Annotated in this window: 19 protein-coding genes and 2 pseudogenes; 11 read left to right on the plus strand and 10 right to left on the minus strand. The window is 68.2% G+C overall.

Annotated features, from left to right (window positions below):
• Positions 1 to 498: 498 nt before the first annotated feature.
• Positions 499 to 1,098 (minus strand): GNAT family N-acetyltransferase, encoded by a 600-nt coding sequence (locus tag LE548_RS41405; RefSeq protein ID WP_225102214.1) that lies wholly within the window; start codon positions 1,096 to 1,098, stop codon positions 499 to 501.
• Between the two features lie 354 nt (positions 1,099 to 1,452).
• Positions 1,453 to 2,742, minus strand: coding sequence for an FAD-dependent monooxygenase (locus tag LE548_RS41410; protein ID WP_225102215.1), 1,290 nt, complete (start codon positions 2,740 to 2,742; stop codon positions 1,453 to 1,455).
• A 410-nt stretch (positions 2,743 to 3,152) separates the two neighbouring features.
• Here LE548_RS41410 and LE548_RS41415 point away from each other — a divergent pair, with 410 nt between their 5' ends.
• From LE548_RS41415 to LE548_RS41455, 9 genes and pseudogenes are all read left to right on the plus strand, one after another.
• Positions 3,153 to 3,608: a DUF6093 family protein gene (locus LE548_RS41415; protein WP_225102216.1), complete on the plus strand. Its 456-nt coding sequence runs from the start codon at positions 3,153 to 3,155 to the stop codon at positions 3,606 to 3,608.
• A 52-nt stretch (positions 3,609 to 3,660) separates the two neighbouring features.
• Positions 3,661 to 4,056 (plus strand): hypothetical protein, encoded by a 396-nt coding sequence (locus LE548_RS41420; protein ID WP_225102217.1) that lies wholly within the window; start codon positions 3,661 to 3,663, stop codon positions 4,054 to 4,056.
• Positions 4,040 to 4,480 (plus strand): HK97 gp10 family phage protein, encoded by a 441-nt coding sequence (locus LE548_RS41425; protein ID WP_225102218.1) that lies wholly within the window; start codon positions 4,040 to 4,042, stop codon positions 4,478 to 4,480. The genes LE548_RS41420 and LE548_RS41425 overlap by 17 nt, the downstream gene beginning before the upstream one ends.
• Positions 4,477 to 4,728 carry a hypothetical protein gene (locus LE548_RS41430; RefSeq protein ID WP_225102219.1) on the plus strand — a complete coding sequence of 84 codons (252 nt, stop codon included), beginning with the start codon at positions 4,477 to 4,479 and terminating at the stop codon, positions 4,726 to 4,728. The genes LE548_RS41425 and LE548_RS41430 overlap by 4 nt, the downstream gene beginning before the upstream one ends.
• Complete coding sequence (locus LE548_RS41435) at positions 4,729 to 5,172, plus strand: hypothetical protein (protein ID WP_225102220.1); 444 nt, start codon at positions 4,729 to 4,731, stop codon at positions 5,170 to 5,172.
• 140 nt (positions 5,173 to 5,312) lie between these two features.
• The gene (locus LE548_RS41440; protein WP_225102221.1) at positions 5,313 to 5,801 is read left to right on the plus strand and encodes a hypothetical protein; all 489 of its coding nucleotides are present in this window, start codon (positions 5,313 to 5,315) and stop codon (positions 5,799 to 5,801) included.
• A gap of 90 nt (positions 5,802 to 5,891) precedes the next feature.
• On the plus strand, positions 5,892 to 6,317 hold the full coding sequence (locus tag LE548_RS41445; RefSeq protein WP_225102222.1) for a hypothetical protein: 426 nt from the start codon (positions 5,892 to 5,894) through the stop codon (positions 6,315 to 6,317).
• The gene (locus tag LE548_RS41450; RefSeq protein WP_225102223.1) at positions 6,314 to 6,496 is read left to right on the plus strand and encodes a hypothetical protein; all 183 of its coding nucleotides are present in this window, start codon (positions 6,314 to 6,316) and stop codon (positions 6,494 to 6,496) included. The genes LE548_RS41445 and LE548_RS41450 overlap by 4 nt, the downstream gene beginning before the upstream one ends.
• 549 nt (positions 6,497 to 7,045) lie before the next feature.
• Positions 7,046 to 7,384 (plus strand): annotated as a pseudogene (locus LE548_RS41455) (zinc-binding dehydrogenase); the annotation flags it as partial.
• Between the two features lie 193 nt (positions 7,385 to 7,577).
• Here the strand turns inward: LE548_RS41455 and LE548_RS41460 are convergent.
• The 5 genes from LE548_RS41460 to LE548_RS41480 form a co-directional block, all read right to left on the minus strand.
• A complete protein-coding gene (locus LE548_RS41460; protein ID WP_225102225.1) occupies positions 7,578 to 8,609 on the minus strand; it encodes an LLM class F420-dependent oxidoreductase in 1,032 nt (343 codons plus the stop codon).
• Between the two features lie 22 nt (positions 8,610 to 8,631).
• A complete protein-coding gene (locus LE548_RS41465) occupies positions 8,632 to 9,432 on the minus strand; it encodes an SDR family oxidoreductase (RefSeq protein ID WP_225102226.1) in 801 nt (266 codons plus the stop codon).
• Entirely contained in the window at positions 9,432 to 10,316 is an 885-nt protein-coding gene (locus tag LE548_RS41470) for an amidohydrolase family protein (protein ID WP_225102227.1), read from the minus strand. The genes LE548_RS41465 and LE548_RS41470 overlap by 1 nt, the downstream gene beginning before the upstream one ends.
• Positions 10,317 to 10,361: 45 nt before the next feature.
• On the minus strand, positions 10,362 to 11,957 hold the full coding sequence (locus LE548_RS41475; protein ID WP_308031044.1) for an AMP-binding protein: 1,596 nt from the start codon (positions 11,955 to 11,957) through the stop codon (positions 10,362 to 10,364).
• A gap of 90 nt (positions 11,958 to 12,047) precedes the next feature.
• Complete coding sequence (locus LE548_RS41480) at positions 12,048 to 12,824, minus strand: helix-turn-helix domain-containing protein (RefSeq protein ID WP_225102229.1); 777 nt, start codon at positions 12,822 to 12,824, stop codon at positions 12,048 to 12,050.
• Between the two features lie 667 nt (positions 12,825 to 13,491).
• Between LE548_RS41480 and LE548_RS41485 the strand changes: the two genes are divergently transcribed.
• Positions 13,492 to 13,701, plus strand: a complete 210-nt coding sequence (locus LE548_RS41485) for a hypothetical protein (protein WP_225102233.1) — start codon at positions 13,492 to 13,494, stop codon at positions 13,699 to 13,701.
• 126 nt (positions 13,702 to 13,827) lie between these two features.
• Here LE548_RS41485 and LE548_RS46830 read toward each other — a convergent pair.
• The 3 genes and pseudogenes from LE548_RS46830 to LE548_RS41500 form a co-directional block, all read right to left on the minus strand.
• Positions 13,828 to 13,917 (minus strand): annotated as a pseudogene (locus tag LE548_RS46830) (LysR family transcriptional regulator); the annotation flags it as partial.
• Positions 13,918 to 14,109: 192 nt separating this feature from the next.
• Positions 14,110 to 14,676, minus strand: coding sequence for an MFS transporter (locus LE548_RS41495; RefSeq protein WP_225102230.1), 567 nt, complete (start codon positions 14,674 to 14,676; stop codon positions 14,110 to 14,112).
• Positions 14,677 to 14,951: 275 nt separating this feature from the next.
• On the minus strand, positions 14,952 to 15,650 hold the full coding sequence (locus tag LE548_RS41500; protein WP_225102231.1) for a TetR/AcrR family transcriptional regulator: 699 nt from the start codon (positions 15,648 to 15,650) through the stop codon (positions 14,952 to 14,954).
• Between the two features lie 112 nt (positions 15,651 to 15,762).
• Between LE548_RS41500 and LE548_RS41505 the strand changes: the two genes are divergently transcribed.
• Complete coding sequence (locus LE548_RS41505; RefSeq protein ID WP_225102232.1) at positions 15,763 to 16,077, plus strand: putative quinol monooxygenase; 315 nt, start codon at positions 15,763 to 15,765, stop codon at positions 16,075 to 16,077.
• Positions 16,078 to 16,264 lie beyond the last annotated feature (187 nt).

A 16,264-nucleotide genomic window follows, 5' to 3' on the forward strand; every position in this document is an offset into this window, starting at 1 on the left:
GCGGCAGCAGTGCATGGAGGACCAGAACCGGCTCCATGAGCAACGCGGCCCGTCGCATGGCCGAGGAACTGCACCACCGGACCAGCAGAGCAACCGACGGATACGCCGCGCGCGAGTGCCTGTCCAACCCTCGGTTCACCGCTCTCGTCACGCCCCAACACGCCAATGGGGTCCGGGATCTCGTCCGCGCCTGCGCGCTGGGAAGCGGTGATCTTCCCGCGCCCCAAGCCGCACGGTTGACGATGGCCCTACGACTCAGCGACGAAGTGATCCGAGCGAGCATTTCCCACCCCCAGTCGGCACCGTTAACGGGCCCATAAGGGAAACGGCCTCTTAAGCCGGGACCGCACTCCGCTGTCCTGTCGCACCGAACCTTGAGCGAATCTCACCGAACCTTGACGGAGCGCAGTTCGTCTCATCGAACATTAGGTACGCAGGTCACAGCGTTGTCGCAGCGGACGAGAGCGGGTTGGATCGACAGACCGCAGAAGTACAGTCTCAGGCCGGAGCGATGGTGAGGGTGACGACCCAGCGGTGGGGTGAGATCGGCCGGACCCGCGTGAAGCCGTGGTTCTCGAAGACGGCCATCGGGCCGGTGTGCAGGAACGAGCCCGACACCGAACGGTCGTCGGTCTCCTCGGGGTAGCCCTCGACCGTGCCACCGCCCTGACGGGCGATCTCGGCTAGCGCCCCGCCGAGAGCGGCGTGCGCGACGCCGCGCTTGCGCAGGCCCTTCCCTGTGAAGAAGCAGGTGATGCGCCAGTCCGGCAGCACCGTGAGGTCCTTTTCGTACTTCCGCTTGCTCTTGATCTCCGGCAGCTCGGCCGGCGAGCCGAACTGGCACCAGCCCAGGCAGTCGTCGCCTGCGAAGACGAGCGCGGAATGGGTCCGGCCCTCACGGACTCGCTGCTCCTTCTCGGCTCGGTTCTGCTGTGGGGTCCGCCCCTTGCCGACCCTGACATGAAAGCCCATGCACCAACAGCCGCCCCACACACCGTTGTTGGCCTCGACCAGTCGGGCGAACGCGGGCCAGGTGTCCGTGTCCAACAGCCGGACGGCGAGGGGGGTAGCGGCATCGCCTGTTGCGTTGTTACTCACGGATTCCTCCAGGGAGGGAGGCTGTACTGAGGTCTGTCGATCCAACAGGTTCTCGTCCCCTGCGGCGACGCCTGTCCGTTCTCATCCATCGTGTCAGGGAGCCATGTCGGCGAGCTGCGCACTGGCAAGTGCCTTGAGACGAGACGGGCGAGCGATCCGGCTGCGGATCAATGGGCTTGGACGTCACGGGGTCGGTGTCTCATTGATCTTGGCAGATTTCCGAGCCAACACCGCCTCATCGGAGCGTGGCCTGGCCGCCGAACGGGCTCTCCAACGCGCACTATGCGGCATGAGCTGAGGTCGTCCGGCGGTGTCCTACCGGAGCGTGGTCCCTCTCGACACGTTATGTGACACCTACGGCTTGGCCGACGAGGTGATTGGCGATCCGGCCGGGGCTGCGGAGTCCGGCACCCCCGCGTAGTCGGGCAGCTCGACGCCGTTGATCGCGCGCCCGACCAGCTCGGTGAACCATTCGCCGGCGAAATCGGGGCGCGGCTCGGCGTCTGGCCCGGGGACGTCGCGGCTGCGGGCGTTCAATCGGCCGATCTCCTGGTTGGCCTCGACGAAGGAGCGCATCCGCGCCTCGTAGCGGGTGAACCCGGCGTCGGGGTCCCATCCGGCAGCGGCCAGCTCTCCGGCCAGCAGGTAGGCGCCGACCAGGGCCAGCCCGGTGCCCTGCCCGGACATCGGCGACGAGCTGAACGCCGCGTCCCCGAGCAGCCCCACCCGTCCGCTCGACCAGCGATCCATCACCACCTGGGCGACCTGGTCGAGGTAGAAGTCCGGGGTGTCGTCCAGGTGCGCGAGGATGTCCGGGGTCAACCAGCCCAGGCCCGCCATCCGCTCCCGCAGCAGGCGCTTCTGGGCCGCGACGTCACGGTGGTCGACGTCGAAGTCAGCCGAGGCGAGGTAGAACATGGCCATCGCCCGGGTGGCGTCCTGGATGGGCCGCAGGAGGGCGGAGCGCCCGGACTCCTGGTCCTGGTACTCCAGCAGCCAGCGGTCCAGCCCGAACTCGTTGGGCACACTGTAGAAGGCCAGCACGTGCCCGAGGTGGCGGAGGAACCGCTCATGCGGCCCGAAGACCATCGCTCGCAGCTCCGAGTGCAGCCCGTCGGCCCCGACCACCAGGTCGAAGCGCCGCCGGTTGCCGCCCGCGAAGACCACGTCGACCCCGTTCGCGTCCTGGGCGAGCTCGGCGATTCGGTCGCCGAAGACGTACTCGACGCGGTCGCGGGTGTCGTCGTAGAGCACCTGGGACAGGTCCCCGCGCAGGATCTCGATGTCCGCGATGAACCCGTCGCCACCGTCGTCGTCGGCACGGAAGGTCTCCAGCACCTGCCCGTCCGCGTCCACGGTGTGCGCGCCGGCGGTGTCGGTGCACGCCGCGCGCACCGCCGCGTCCAACCCCATGCGCCCGATGACCTCCTTGGCGACCCCGCGCGCGTCCACCGCCTGCCCGCCGGGACGCAGCTCGGGAGCCCGCTCCATCACGGTCACCTCAGCCCCCCACCGGCGCAGCCAGTGGGCCAGCGCAGGTCCCGCGATGCTCGCCCCCGCCACCAACACCCTGGGACCGCTCACCCGCGTCCCCTGCCCGCCCGTGCGGATCGCGTGCCCCTGGTCGGAGTCGTCGACGCTCATCACAGCCTCCATCTGCGTCCTCCCGCGCTGGAACGTCCCCAGCACAGGCCCACCGCTGTCGGTGTATCCAGCTGTATCGACCATGGATCCGCACAAAACTCATCGGTCACGGCAGACATTGATGAGAAACACCAACTCCGATGAGACTCACATCAACCCAGACTGGTATAAATCAGGCGAATCAGCCTGTCAGCTAGGCCGCCGCCTGAGACTTCGCCAGATCTGCGCGCAACACAGTGAGACTCTGAAAGGACCAGTGAGAACGGACAACGCCCTGACCTGTGTACCTGATGTTCGATGAGACGAACTGCGCTCCGTCAAGGTTCGGTGAGATTCGCTCAAGGTTCGGTGCGACAGGACATCCGCCAGCGCGGCCCAGGGCGTCCGCACGGACGCTTACGCTCGAACGCATGAACAACCCCATCTCGCTGGCCGCCCTGGAACCGGTCTTGAAGCGGATCCTGGTGGACACTGTTCAGATCTTTCGCCCCGGCCCGCAGGTCCTGAACGAGGCCACCGGCGAGTACGAGCCTGGCCCGGACATCATCGTGTGGGAGGGCTTGGGCGCAGTGTTCGCCGCCGGCGGGCCCGGCATGGTGATGTCCCTGGCCGGGCAGGCGTACCAGGACGACACCCGCAACCGGTACCAGCTGCTGACGTGGCTGGATGCGCCGGTGGCATCCCGTGACGACTGCGTGCGGGTCACGACAGCCACGGTCGACCAGGGCCTGCTGAACGGGGTGTGGCGGCTCCTGGACCTGTCCCAGGCCCAAACGCTTGCCATCGTGTGCACCACGTGGATGGACGAGGTCACTCAGCGGTCGACGCAGGCCGCTCGGGCCGCCACACACACCCTGCCGTTCTAGGGCGTCTGTCGGCCCCAACGGGCTGTCCGCGCAGGTCCGTACGCTGATCTGCATGGATGACGAGCTGCACCGAGTGCGGATCACCGTCGACCAGACCACTGCCACACTGGCCCTCGACGGGCGCGACGTCTCCACGCAGGTCAGCGGCTATCAGCTGAGCCAGGCGGCCGGGATGGCGCCGGTGCTGATCCTGCAGATGTCATCACTGGTCGAGGAGGACTTCGAGGGCCTGGCCCACGTCGTCATCGGCGACCCGCCGGACCCTGGCCCCGCCGCGGCGGCGTTCCTCGGCGCCATCGACGCCGGCGAGCTGGAGCGGCAGGTGCTGAGCCGTCACGACCTGATGGACGGAGGGCCCAACGAGCTGACGCGGGCCATGCTGCTGCTCCTGCAGGAGTGGGCGCGGGGTGAGTGGAGGAGAGAGGTTGCCGATGGTGTCACCCAGTAACCCGCATCCCAACGCCCATCCAAGGGCGGGTGCCTACACGAACGCGGCCGAGCCGGCGGCCAGGCTGGACGAGCGGGCGGCGCGGGTGCTTCCGCAGGCCGTGGCTCTGGTGCGGCACTACGCGATGCTTCTGGAGACCCAGGTCAAGGCGAACGCGAGCGGGCGGCCCGGCCCGAACGTGATCACGGGCGACTACCGCCGCTCGTGGACGCATGAGGTGCACGTGGCCGGTGGCGTCGTGTCCGGGACGGTCGGCACGAACAAGCCGCAGGGGCGCCGCCTGGAGTACGGCTACATCGGCCCCGACAGCCTCGGCCGCATCTTCGATCAGCCGCCCTATCCGCACCTGGGGCCCGCCGTGCACACGATCGAGCCGCAATTCGTGCAGGCACTCGGCCGCCTCGTGGACGGTGACCTGTCGTGAGCCTGGCGGAGGACCTGCACCAGGCCGTCGCCGGCGTGATGCGCGTGCACGGCCTCGGCCTGGTGTCACGACTGGTGTTCGCGGTGGAGCTCGTTGAGGAGGGATCCGGAGAGCCTGGCCTGCTACGGGGCTCCCCCCCCGCCACCATGCCCGTGTGGGTTGAGCTTGGCCTGCACCGGTACGCGGTCACGGACATCGAGGCCGTCATCACCGCCAGCAAGCTGGCAGGCGAAGAGGAGGGGGAGTAGATGAGCGTGTCGGGCCGCCAGGTGGCGCTGGCAGTGCAGGCGATGCTGATCTCGGTGACGGGCCGCTCCTGCGGATACGGGACCGCGCCCACGGCCGACGACAAGCCGACCGGCAACACCATCCCGTACAGCGTCCTGTACGAGCTGGGCCAGGTCGCCGGGTTCGGGCCGCCATTTGGCGACGCGGACACGGACGCTCGCGTGTACGTGCAGATCTCCTCAGTGGGCACGACAGCTGAGCAGGTGTCGCTGCACGCCGACAAGGTGCGGGCCGCGTTCCTGGCCCGTGTGCCTGGTGGCGGGCAGTTCACCAACCCGATCAACGTGACGGGCGCGCGCATCATCGGCCGCGCCCTGGACCAGGAGGACGGCACAACCGTCACGTCCGGGACCTGCACTTACGTGCAGTGTTTCGCCCTGACGGTCTCCTCACCGGCCGCCTGACGAACGCCCCTTACCGCGGAGGCCCATTACGCGGACGTCCGGCCACACCGCACGGGCTGACCCCTGGCTCGCTCATGCGACCTGTTGGGGACGGGCCTCCGCCACTCACCGGGGGCCGGGCTCCCTGGAGAGGCAGACTCGTGACTACCCAGCAGCGGTTCATGCGCCGCGGCATCACCAAGTTCTTCTTCCTGAAGACGATCGCGGCCACCAACAACGTGCCGTCCCGTACCGAGCTGGCAGCTACCAACGCCACCGATCTGTCGGGTTTCATCTCCGACGTCGCCGGTTGGTCGCTGGCCAACAGCCCGATCGACACTCCGGACATGGGTTCGACCCTCACCACGAACATCCCGGGCGAGGACAAGGCCGACTCCTCCAGCCTGACCTTCTACGAGGACCAGGCCGTCGAGACGATCGAGACGCTGCTGTCGAAGGGCGTCGTCGGCTACATCGTGATCATGCGCAAGGGTGACGTCCCGCAGAGCAAGTCGATGGACGTCTTCCCGGTCCGCGTGGCGGGCCGCGCCCCCGCCTACTCCGCCGGTAACGACCCGGCCAAGTTCACGGTGACCTTCGCGATCGCGGGCCAGCCCACGCTGGACGCCGCTATCCCGGCCGCCAGCTGATCTGAGGGGGATGCCGCATGACCACCACGCGAAAGAGCACCCAGCCGCCGGCCGCCACTGTCGCCAAGGGACGCGCACTGGAACGCGAAGATGGCACGGCTGCGCGCCCGGAAGCTGCCCGAGTCCACGCTGTCCATCTGCGACGACGACGCCGTGAAGACCGCTGTCACGGATGCGGCGCTGGAGCTGGCCAAGGCCCGCGCCGCTGCTATGGCCGAATGCGTCGAGCAGGGCATCGGCGAGGACAAGCGCGACGCCTGGGTGGCTTCCAACCCGCAAGTCGTGGCCGCCGACCAGAACTTGACCCGCGCCCAGGAGGCGCAGGCCGAGGTGACGGTGACTCTCACCTTCCGGGCGCTGACACGCCCGGTGTGGGCGCAGCTGCTGCGCGACCACGCGCCGACCGAGGCGCAGGCCGACAAGGGCATGCAGTACAACGTCGAGACCTTCCCGGCCGCCGTGATCTCCGCCTGCCACTCGAACGCAATGAGACCGGCGCCGAGGTGGACGGCATGACCGTGGCCGACGCGCAGGAGTTGCTGGACTCCTGGCAGCTGCGGGCCTTCGACGGGCAGCTGCAGCAGGTCAACCGCACCCTGTGGAGACCGGTTCGGCCACCGAGCGGCTGGCCCGGCTACAGGCGTCGGCGTCCGCTGATGCAGTCCTCGGGCAGGCCAGGGTCACGACGGCCGTAGAGCGCACCGCGGCCGCGCAGGCGGCTGCCGCAACCGCAGCCGAACGCTCAGCCCGGGCCTCGGTGTTGGCGGCGAACCTGGCCGCTCGCGCGGAGAGGGAGCGCGCCCTGGCGGTCGCGGCCGGCGAGCGCACCGCGCGCGCCGAGGCGGTCGCGCAGAACATGGCGGCCCGCGCACAGGCGGCGACCGGATGGGGCGCGGTGGCGGCACAGGCCACCGCGAACGCTGCCTCCGCGGCGGTGACCCGGGCCGCACAGGCGCAGACGCTGCAGGAGGAGCGGGCCGCCGCCGCGCAGGCCGCAGCCACCCGCGCGTCCGGTGTGGCCTCACGGGCAGCACAGACCCGTGCGGCGGCCGACGCGCAAGCCACAGCGACGCTGGCCGCACGGGATGAGGCGGAGACCGCCGCCGCAGCGCGGGCCGCAGCGAACGCGGGCGCCGTACGGCGGGCGCAGGCCGCTGCCGACGCGGAGACCCGCGCGGCGACGCAGGCGCGCATCGACGGCTACATGAAGACGGGCCTGGTGCTGTCGGCGGTCCTCGCGGCTGGACATCGACGTCGTGCTCGACACGATCGGCGGCGACACCGTCGAGCGGTCGCTGCACGTGCTCCGCCCTGGCGGTCACCTGGTGACGGCGGTCGCCGAGGAGGACGTGGAGCTCAGCGCCGGGGTGGAGCTCATCGCCAGGTACGAGGCGGTCGGCATGCGCTTCAGCGGCATCGCGGTCGACCAGGATCCGGTCGCCCTGCGACGTCTCGCCGAACTCGTCGAACAGGGCAGCCTCCGGGGCCATGTGCAGGAGACGTTCCCGTTCGAGCGCGTCGCCGACGCGCACCGGCTGCTCGACGACGGTCACCTCCAGGGCAAGCTCGTCCTCACCGTCTGACTCCGGCCGTGGGGCCGCGCGTGCGCGAGGCCCCACCGAGATGTTCTCTGGGTCCCCACGGGCTGGGTCCGGCCTTTCGCCTCGACGAACCGAGTCGGCCTGTCTTATCCAACTCAGTCCACGCAGGTCGCCGTCCTCAGACGACTACAACCGTCAAGCGCTGCAAGGGGTGTTGCCTGGGCAAAAGCGGAAGTCAGGCCACCCACTCTTTGAGTTGGCGCACGAGTCCGGCGGGGTCGTCGCCGGTCGGGGTCACCTGGAGATTGGTGACGCCGGACTCGCGGAAGGCTTCGATCCGCTCCCGGACGTAAGAGGCTGGGCCGACGAGGTTGATCTGTTCAAGGAGTTGGAATGGGACCTTGGCCTCGGCTTCCTTCTTCTTGCCGTCGAGGTAGAGGTCCTGGATCTCCTCGGCCTCGGCTTCGTAGCCGTAGCGTCGGACGAGGTCGTTGAAAAAGTTCTTGCCGCGGGCGCCCATACCTCCGATGTAGAGCGCGAGTATCGGCCGCGCGAGGTCGAGTATCTCCTTCACGTCCTCGCCGATAGCGACGATGCCACCGGCGACGACCTCCAGGGGCGCGAGGTTCTCGGAGCGCTTCGCGGTTCCCGCGGCAAGCGCGTCGCCCCATACCCCGGCGGCGCCCTCGGGGGAGTACAGGAAAGGCAGCCAGCCGTCGGCGTACTCCGCCGCGCCTTCGACTGATTTCGGTCCCAGCGCGGCGATGTAAAGCGGAACCGAGGGACGTAGCGGCTTGGTCATGATCTTCAGCGGCTCACCAAGGCCGGTGCCCTGACCGGCTGGGAGCGGGATCGTGAAGGAGCGGCCGCTGTAGTCGACCGCCTCGCGCCGCAGGGCCGCGCGGATGATCTCGACGGTCTCCTTGGTACGGCCGGTCGACTGCACGAAGGGCATGCCGTGCCACCCCTCGATGATCTTCGGGTTGGAGGCGCCGAGGCCGATGATGGCACGGCCGCCGGACACGCTGTCGAGGCCGGCCGCGGTCGATGCGAGCATGGTCGGGGTGCGGGAGTAGACGTTGAGGATGGCTGCGCCGATCTCCACGCTTGAGGTGCGGGCCGCCAGGTAGCCCATCAGGGTTGGCGAGTCGTAGCCGTACCCCTCGGCGACCCAGACGGTGTCGAGCCCGGCGGCCTCAAGTCGAGTGATGTGGTCAGCGGCCTCGCGCGGGTCGGTGCCGTAGGTGAGCATTGTCGAGATCTTCATGGTCCGCTTCATGAACAGTGCCTCACTTGGAAGTCGGCGAGTCGAAGCTCGCGCCCATGCCGATGCCGGCGCCACCGTCGACCGGGATCACCGCGCCGGTGACGAATCGCACGTTGGGTGACACGAGCGCACCGACCAGGTCGGCGAACTCACGGGGCTCCCCGATGCGTCCCATCGGTACCCCGTTCCCGAGGCTGGCTTTGGACAGCTGTGGCTGCCGTTCCAACATTCCGCCCAGCAGGGCGGTGTCGAAGAATCCGGACAGCAGGGTGTTGACGTTGATGTTCTGCCTGGCGACCTCCAGGGCGAGGGTCTTGGCGTAGCCGATCACCGCCGACCACACGCCGACGGACGCCGCCATGCCGACGGCCGGGCGCTCGACGACGCCGGAGACCACGTTGAGGATGCTGCCGCCTTCGGTGGTCATGTACGGCAAGGTGGCTCGCACAGATCTCACCACGTAGAAGAAGTGGCGCTCGAAGGCCTTCAGCCACACCTCGTCGGTGAGCTCGGAGATGCGCCGGATCGGCGGTCCGCCGTCGTTGGTGACCAGAACGTGAACGGCTGGACCGAACCGCTCAAGGGTCGAGGCGGTGACGCGCTCGATGTCGGTGTCGGCCGAGCAGTCGGCGGTCAGCCCGAGGACTTTTTCCTCGCCGTATGTACTGGCAAGCTGTTGCGCGGCTGCTGTGACCTTCTCCGCGCGTCGCGCGAAGAGCGTGACGTTGGCGCCTTCCTTCAGAAGACGATCGGCGATGGCGTATCCGAGGCCGTCGCTGCCGCCGCCGACGATGGCGACCTTGCCGGTCAGTCCGACGTCCATTATTGAACTCCGATCGAGGTGAGGAAGGTCTCGGCGTTGCGGGAGAACACGTCATCGAGGACGTCGGAGGAGAAGCCTTCCTCGCGCCACTCCTCGACCAGCCTCTCGTGGGTGAGCATCGGGTAGTCGGCTCCGAAGAAGACCTTCTTGCGCAGCCGCTTACCGATCTCGCGCTTGAGCTCGTCAGGGAAGTAGCGCGGTGACCAACCGTGGAGCTCCATCCACACGTTCGCCTTGTGCAGTGCGACCGCGATCATCTCCGACTGCCAGGGCCACGCCACCCGAGCCGCGATCACGTTCAGATCGGGATGCTTGGCCGCGACGTGGTCGACGTAGCGGGGGTGGCATCCCTCCAGGGTGATGCCCATGCCTCCGCGGGTGCCGGCCCCGGTGGCCGACATGCCGACATGGACCAGGACGGGACGGTTGGCCTCGATGCACATGTTCAGACAGGTCTCCCATTCCGACTGGTCGGGTGTCCCGGCTGGTGTGAACGAGTGGACCGTCAGTCCGACGAGTCCCGTCCCCTCGCTCAGGCAGCGTTCGAGTTCCTTGACGTGAGCTGGTTGCGTGGGATCGATGCCGATCCAGTTGCCCAGTACGACGTCGGGGTGCTTGCGCGCATAGTCGAAGGCGTAGTCGTGCTGGTCGCGTAGTGCACCGGCGTCCATGGTGTGGGTGAACGCGAAGTCGAGCATCACCTTGACGTTGGCGCGGCGAAACTGGACGGCCTGCTCCTCGTCACTGACGAAGCTCATGCCCCACTTGAAGTAGCCCTGCAGAGCCTCGCGGTCCTCGGCGGTCTCGTACGGGCTTCCCTTCCATCCTCGCTCTGTGCCCCAGTGGGAGTGGAAGTCGATCAGTCGGGCCGGCGGTACGTTCACACTGAGTGCCTTTCGTGAATGGCCGTGGGAAGGGCATCGGGATGGTCAGTGGACATTGCGGGTCGAGTCGGCCCAGAACGGCGCGCGCAGGCGCTTCTTGTCGATCTTTCCCACCGGCGTGGCGGGAAGTGAGTCCACGAGCACGATCTTCTTGGGCGCGTACATCGAGCCCTTGACCTGCTTCACGTAGGACTGGAGCGCGGGAATGTCGACCTGTCGCCCCGGTCGCGGGACCACGAACGCGGTGACGATCTCGCCCCAGAGGCTGTCCGGCACGCCGATGACGGCGACTGAGCCCACCGATGGGTGCGCTGTCAGAACGGCCTCGACCTCGCCGGCGTAGATGTTGAAACCGCCCGAGATGATCATGTCCTTCTTGCGGTCCACGATGTAGATCAGGCCCTCGGCGTCCTGACGGGCGAGGTCTCCGGTGTGGAGCCATCCCCCCTTGAGTGCCGCTTCTGTCTCGTCGGGGAGGTTCTTGTAGCCCTGCATCACCCCGCGGCTCTGCATGGCGATTTCGCCCACGTCGCCCAAAGGAACGTCGTGGCCGTCGTCGTCGATGAGCCTGATGCGGTTGCCGACCACGGGACGGCCACAGGAGGCGAGTTGCTCAGGGCTCGCGGTCTCGTGTGCGGCCTTGGTCAGGACCGTCCCGATGCCGGCCGACTCCGTCTGCCCGTAGATCTGGGAGAAGACCGGACCGATCCGCTCGCGAGCCTCCGCCAGGCGCACCGGCGACATCGGTCCGGTGGCGTACCAGATGACCTCAAGGCTGGAGAGGTCTCTGGTCTCCGGATGCTCCTGATCTAACAAACTGTAGATCATCGTCGGAAGGCCGTTTACACAGTTGATGTGCTCGGCCTCGATGACGTCGAGAAACCGGCTGGGTTCGAAGCCCTGCTCGATCACGACCGTGCCGCCACGCAGCAGTGCCGGGATGACGGCCAGCCCGGCCGCGTGGGTGAGCGGAGCCGCTGCCAGGTACCGCGGGAGATGTGGCTGCTCGAAGTCGGCCATGTGCGCATAGACCATCTGCACCATCGAGCGATGAGGCTGCATCACGCCCTTGGGTCTGCCGGTCGTCCCCCCGGTGTACTGCAGCCAAGCGACATCCATCTCCGTCGCCGGACCACGGTCGAGCGATCGAACCGCCAGGGGCTCGCCCTCGGGCAGACCGCCGGCGGCGGGGATCACCATCAGGTGTCGCAGGGAGTCGACCTCGGCGAGGACCTGGCGTCCATGCTCCTCCAGGGGCGCGGTCACCACCAGCACCGTGGCCTCAGCGTCCTCGCAGACGGTGATGTGGTCGGTGACCGAGGCCAAGGTCTGCAACCCGGTGAAGTGGCCGCCCAAGAGATACGTCGCGGCCTGGACGATCCACGATTCAGGCATGTTCGGACTGAGCATCGTGACCCCCGCCCCGAGCCCCACTCCCCGATGGGCCAGCGCGGCCACGTACTGCGAGAGAAGGTCCTTGACGTGCGTGTAGGTCAGTCGCCGATCACCGGCCACGAAGGCCTCGGACGAGCTGTGCCGGCTGAGCGCCTGCATGATCAGGTCACCTAGCGTGACTCCGGAGGATGTCGTCGTGGCGGCTGCCGAAGCCGCAGCGCCGTGACCCGGAAGGTGGTGAGACATGCCACAAAGCGTGGCCGCCGAGCGGGCGGGCGTGCCACCGATGTTCCGCCCCGAATTTCGGATAACCCGCCAGGCCGACGGAGGCAGTGCTCAGCTGTGAGCTGACCCCGCTGTGGAGCGGTAACGACCAGGCGTCTGACCGACGAGATCGGTGAAGGCGTTGATGAAGCTGCCGGGGTTCGCCCAGCCAAGTCGCATCGCCGTCTCGGTGACCGAAGTACCTTCACAGAGTTCGAGCAGCGCTCGCTGAACGCGCAGCAGCGTGCGCCACTGATGGAAGCTCATCGACAATTCGCTGCCGAACAGCCGACTGAGAGTCCGTTCGCTGGAGCCGGTTCGGTGCCCCAGCTCCGCCAACGTCGCCGAAATGGCCGGGTCGGCGTGCAGCAGGTCGGTGACGGCCTTGAGGCGAGGATCGCTCGGCTCCGGCAGCCGTAGTGGCTCCTGCGGGGCGCGGATCAGCTCCGCGCCGATCACTGCGAGCAGCAGACGGCCACGCTCACTGGCGGCAGGCTCGTGCTCGCTGCTCATCGCCAGATATGCCTCGCGCAGCAGCGCGCTGGCCACGAAGACCGAAGGCTCGGGCGGCAGTTCCTCGGACAGCGCTGCCGGAACCGGGAGCACGCGGACATCGGTCTCGCCGTAGGAGCGACTGCTGTGGACATAGAAGGGCGGCACCCACGTGATGCGGTTCGCCGGCGCCACCCAGGTGCCGACCTTGGTCGTCGTGACGAGCGCCCCGGAGGCGGCGTACCTCAACTGGCCGTAGTCATGGAAGTGCGCGGCGATGTCCTCACCGTGCGCCATAGGCTCGCAGACCGTCGAGTCGTCGGTCCAGAACACGGCCTGCTGCGCAACCTCAGTCATCAGAAGACAGCATAGCCCGCATTTGGCGGGCGATCAGAATAGGAGATGACAAATCCAGCAACGCGCCCGTGAGGGCCCACTCTGCATCTCTCATGTCCGAGGCGTACTGGAGCCAGCGCTCCGGCCGGTCGGCCGCATTCCCGAACCGATGGGCGAGACAGTCACACCCAGGAGTGGACGAGCTGGACTTGGCGACCACGACCACACCAGGGCCTCTTGCTCCTCGCTGGACTCGACAACCGCGAGCCATCAAATGCACCCGCACCGGCTGACTCACCCGAACCAGGGACCTGTTCGAACCTATCGACTCCACGAACGGATAGAGAACGGCCCGTCACCCAGTGCAAGAAATCGCCCCCCGGCAGCATCCGTCTCTGAGCTGCCAGACCCGACCACGTTGCGGCCCGGTCACCACCAGCGTCCAGTACTCACCAGGCCTGTCGCTGCCCAGCAGCACCGTGGTGCACTGGGGTACGGCCGCGCGTGGGGACCGGACCGACGACAATCTGCTCGGCCGCGAGCGCGAGTCGGACGAGATCGATGACTGCCTGAACGACCCGAACGGCCCGCGCTTGGTGCTCGTGCGGGGTGAACGTGGAGTGGCCGCAGTACGTTCCTCCGCTCGGTCAGCGAGCGGCTGCGTGCTCAGGTAACCGCTGTTCTTGCGGTGGAGTGTGTTCCAGGCGAGGCTGAGCGGCCGTTGCTGCTGGCGCTGCGGCTGGTCTTGGCGCTGGAGGAGCACCGATCCGCAGGGCAGCGGCAGTGGCCGACGGGGCAGCTGGCGGCGCGGGCGCTGTCCGCCGTCGACCACCGTGACCGGACGGCGATGGGCGCATTGCTTCGTGCCGCGCTCGCCCGGTCCGCGCCGGCGGCATGAAGGTGGGCACTGCTCCTGCCGTGGGTGCGGGCACCTCGAACCGTGGGCGGAGGGCCAAGGAGGACCGGGCACCGATCCGCTGCGGTCCGGCCGGGTGCCGCAACCACGGTCCGCCAGCCGGTGGTTGTGCGGCCGAGCGGCCCGACGGGGCATCAGCGCGAGGCCGCCGCCAGCGGCGACGGCCTCGGTGACCACAGCGAATTCGTTGATGCGGTTGAGTCGCGTCCGAGGATGCCGCAGATAATAGGGCGTCATCCGTGGAACAACTTCAGACCGGCCCCATCGCCGACGCCCTGTCAGCCGCCCACCAGGGCCGATCAACGGCCGCCTCCGCGAGCCGTACTGGGCGGCGTCGCACCGCAAGATCTGACGGTGAGCGATGCCGCCCCTGCCGCTTCGGGCCGCCGTTCATCCGGTCAATGTCGCCGAAGCGGGTTCGGCGGTGTCCGCGTGTGTGGGGCGCCGGTTGGTGGTGATGAAGACGGTTGCGGCGAGGAGGGCGAGTACCGTTCCGGTCAGCGGCAGCGCACCGACGCCGGCGGTGCTGATCACCAGGCCTCCGACCACGCTGGCGAGACCGGTGCCGAGGTAGATGGCCGATGCGTTGAGCGCGAGCGCGCCGTGCTCCCCGGCTGAGCCGAGGATGAGGTCCTGAAAGGGCGGGTTGTACGCCCAGGTGAACAGGCTCCAGAGGAACAACGCGATCGCCGCGCCGGGCAGGGTCACGAGCGTCAGCGGCAACGTCACCTGCGTCACGTTCATGGCGGCGAGCACGATGAGAATGGTGCGGCGGCTACCGAAACGATCGTTGGCCCGGCCGCCGATTGTGTTGCCGACGATCGCGCCTACGCCGTAGACGAGCAGTAGCAGGCTGACCTTTACGCCGGTGATGTGTGTGTCAGCGGTGAGCAGGGGTACGACGTACGTGTACACGCTGATGTTTGCGAGCACTCCGAGTACCGTCACGGCGAGCACGGCCTGTACCCGGCGATTCGCGCCGACAGCCAGCCGCTTGCGGAGGGAGACCGGCGGCGGTGCGGCGACCGACGGGGCGAACGCGCGCAGTCGGCCGCGGCCACCAGCGACGCGGCGGCAACGACGGCGAACACGCCGCGGTAGCTCAGCGGGCCGCCCAGCACGGTGCCCGCCAGCACGCCGAGAGCGTACCCGGCAACGTGCAGATCCAGGGGCAATGTATGCCAGTAGAGTTAAGTAGACGGTGGCCCGGCGTGGCCGTCTGCAGGTGCGGATCAGTGTGCCTGGCGGCCCAGGATGCCGGCGATGATGAGGTCGATGCCGGTGATGAACTGCAGCCGGTCGTCGTGTTCAAGCCCCTGTTCCGCAACCGCCCGGGTGAAGGGGTAATCCTCCGGGTCGAGTCGGCTCCACGCCTCGGCCACAGTGTCGAGGTACGCACCGCGTCCGGTATCCGGGTCGAGAGTGCGCGCACGTTCGGCGTTCGCGGCGTGTTGGCCGGCGGCGCCGAGGATGTAGTGCAGGAGCGCGGTCGTCGCGGTGAACCAGCTACTCGCGGGAGCGCCCAGCGCGCGGACCTGTCGGCCGATGGCCTCGAAGAGGCGCGTCGTCGCCGGACCTGCCGGGTTGTGGGAGAGCTGGGCGGTGAGCTGGGACGCGAGCCAAGGGTGGCCCGCCATCGCGTCGAAGAGACCCAGGGCGGTGGCGTGTATCCCGTCGGCCGGCCCGTCGGCGGGTTCGGTGTCCAGTGAGAGGGTGACGGCCCGGTCGGCGGCCGCAGCCAGCAGCTCGGCCCTGCCGGCAACATGCCAGTAGATCGCGCCGGGACCGGTGGCCAGGCGTTCGCTCAGAGCCCGGAAGGTCAGGCCGTTCTCACCAGCCGTGTCGAGCACGTCGATGGCGGCCTCGACGATCTGTTCGCGGGAGAGCGCGCTGGCACGTCGCTCGGTCCTCTTCGTCGTTGGTGGCGTCACCCTTCCAGTTTGACATGACTGGAATGTCGTTCCACTCTGATTATGGAACAACGTTCCAGAGTGGGCGCCAGTGCGCTACTGGAACCCGGCCGCGACACAGGAGGAGCACGACATGGACCTACGGGACCAGCCCGCGTACATCATCAAGATGCGTGCCAAGCCCGGACTCGGCGACAAGCTCTTCGAGCTGGCCACCGCGGGGATGGAGAAGTCGGGAGCCTCGAACCGGTTCATCATCGCCCGCGAGGACGACGACCCCGACGTGCTGTGGAACATGGAGGTGTTCCGAAGCCACGAGGCAAAGGACGCCTACGAGAACAGCCACCTGGCCGACGAACTGCGCGACGAGATCATCGGCCTGCTCGCCGAACCGCCCATGCGCATCGCGGTCCACCCCTACTCCGTCCTGCCCACCGCCTCGGCCTGAGCAGACCTGGAAGCCTTCTGCCCGCCGGGACGCCGCCCCGGCGGGCAACCCGTGCTTCGCACCGACCGCCCACCCGAGCCGCGCTCTTGGCGGACGTGTCGGCGGCTGTTCAACCCTGGCTATTCAGCGGAATTGGTCGAGTTGACACCCTGACAGCAGAAAGGTGCCGTTGACCTGCGAGGATGCG

Origin of the sequence: Streptomyces sp. CoH27, assembly GCF_020181035.1 — a bacterium.
In the GTDB taxonomy this organism is placed as follows: Bacteria; Actinomycetota; Actinomycetes; order Streptomycetales; family Streptomycetaceae; genus Streptomyces; species Streptomyces camelliae.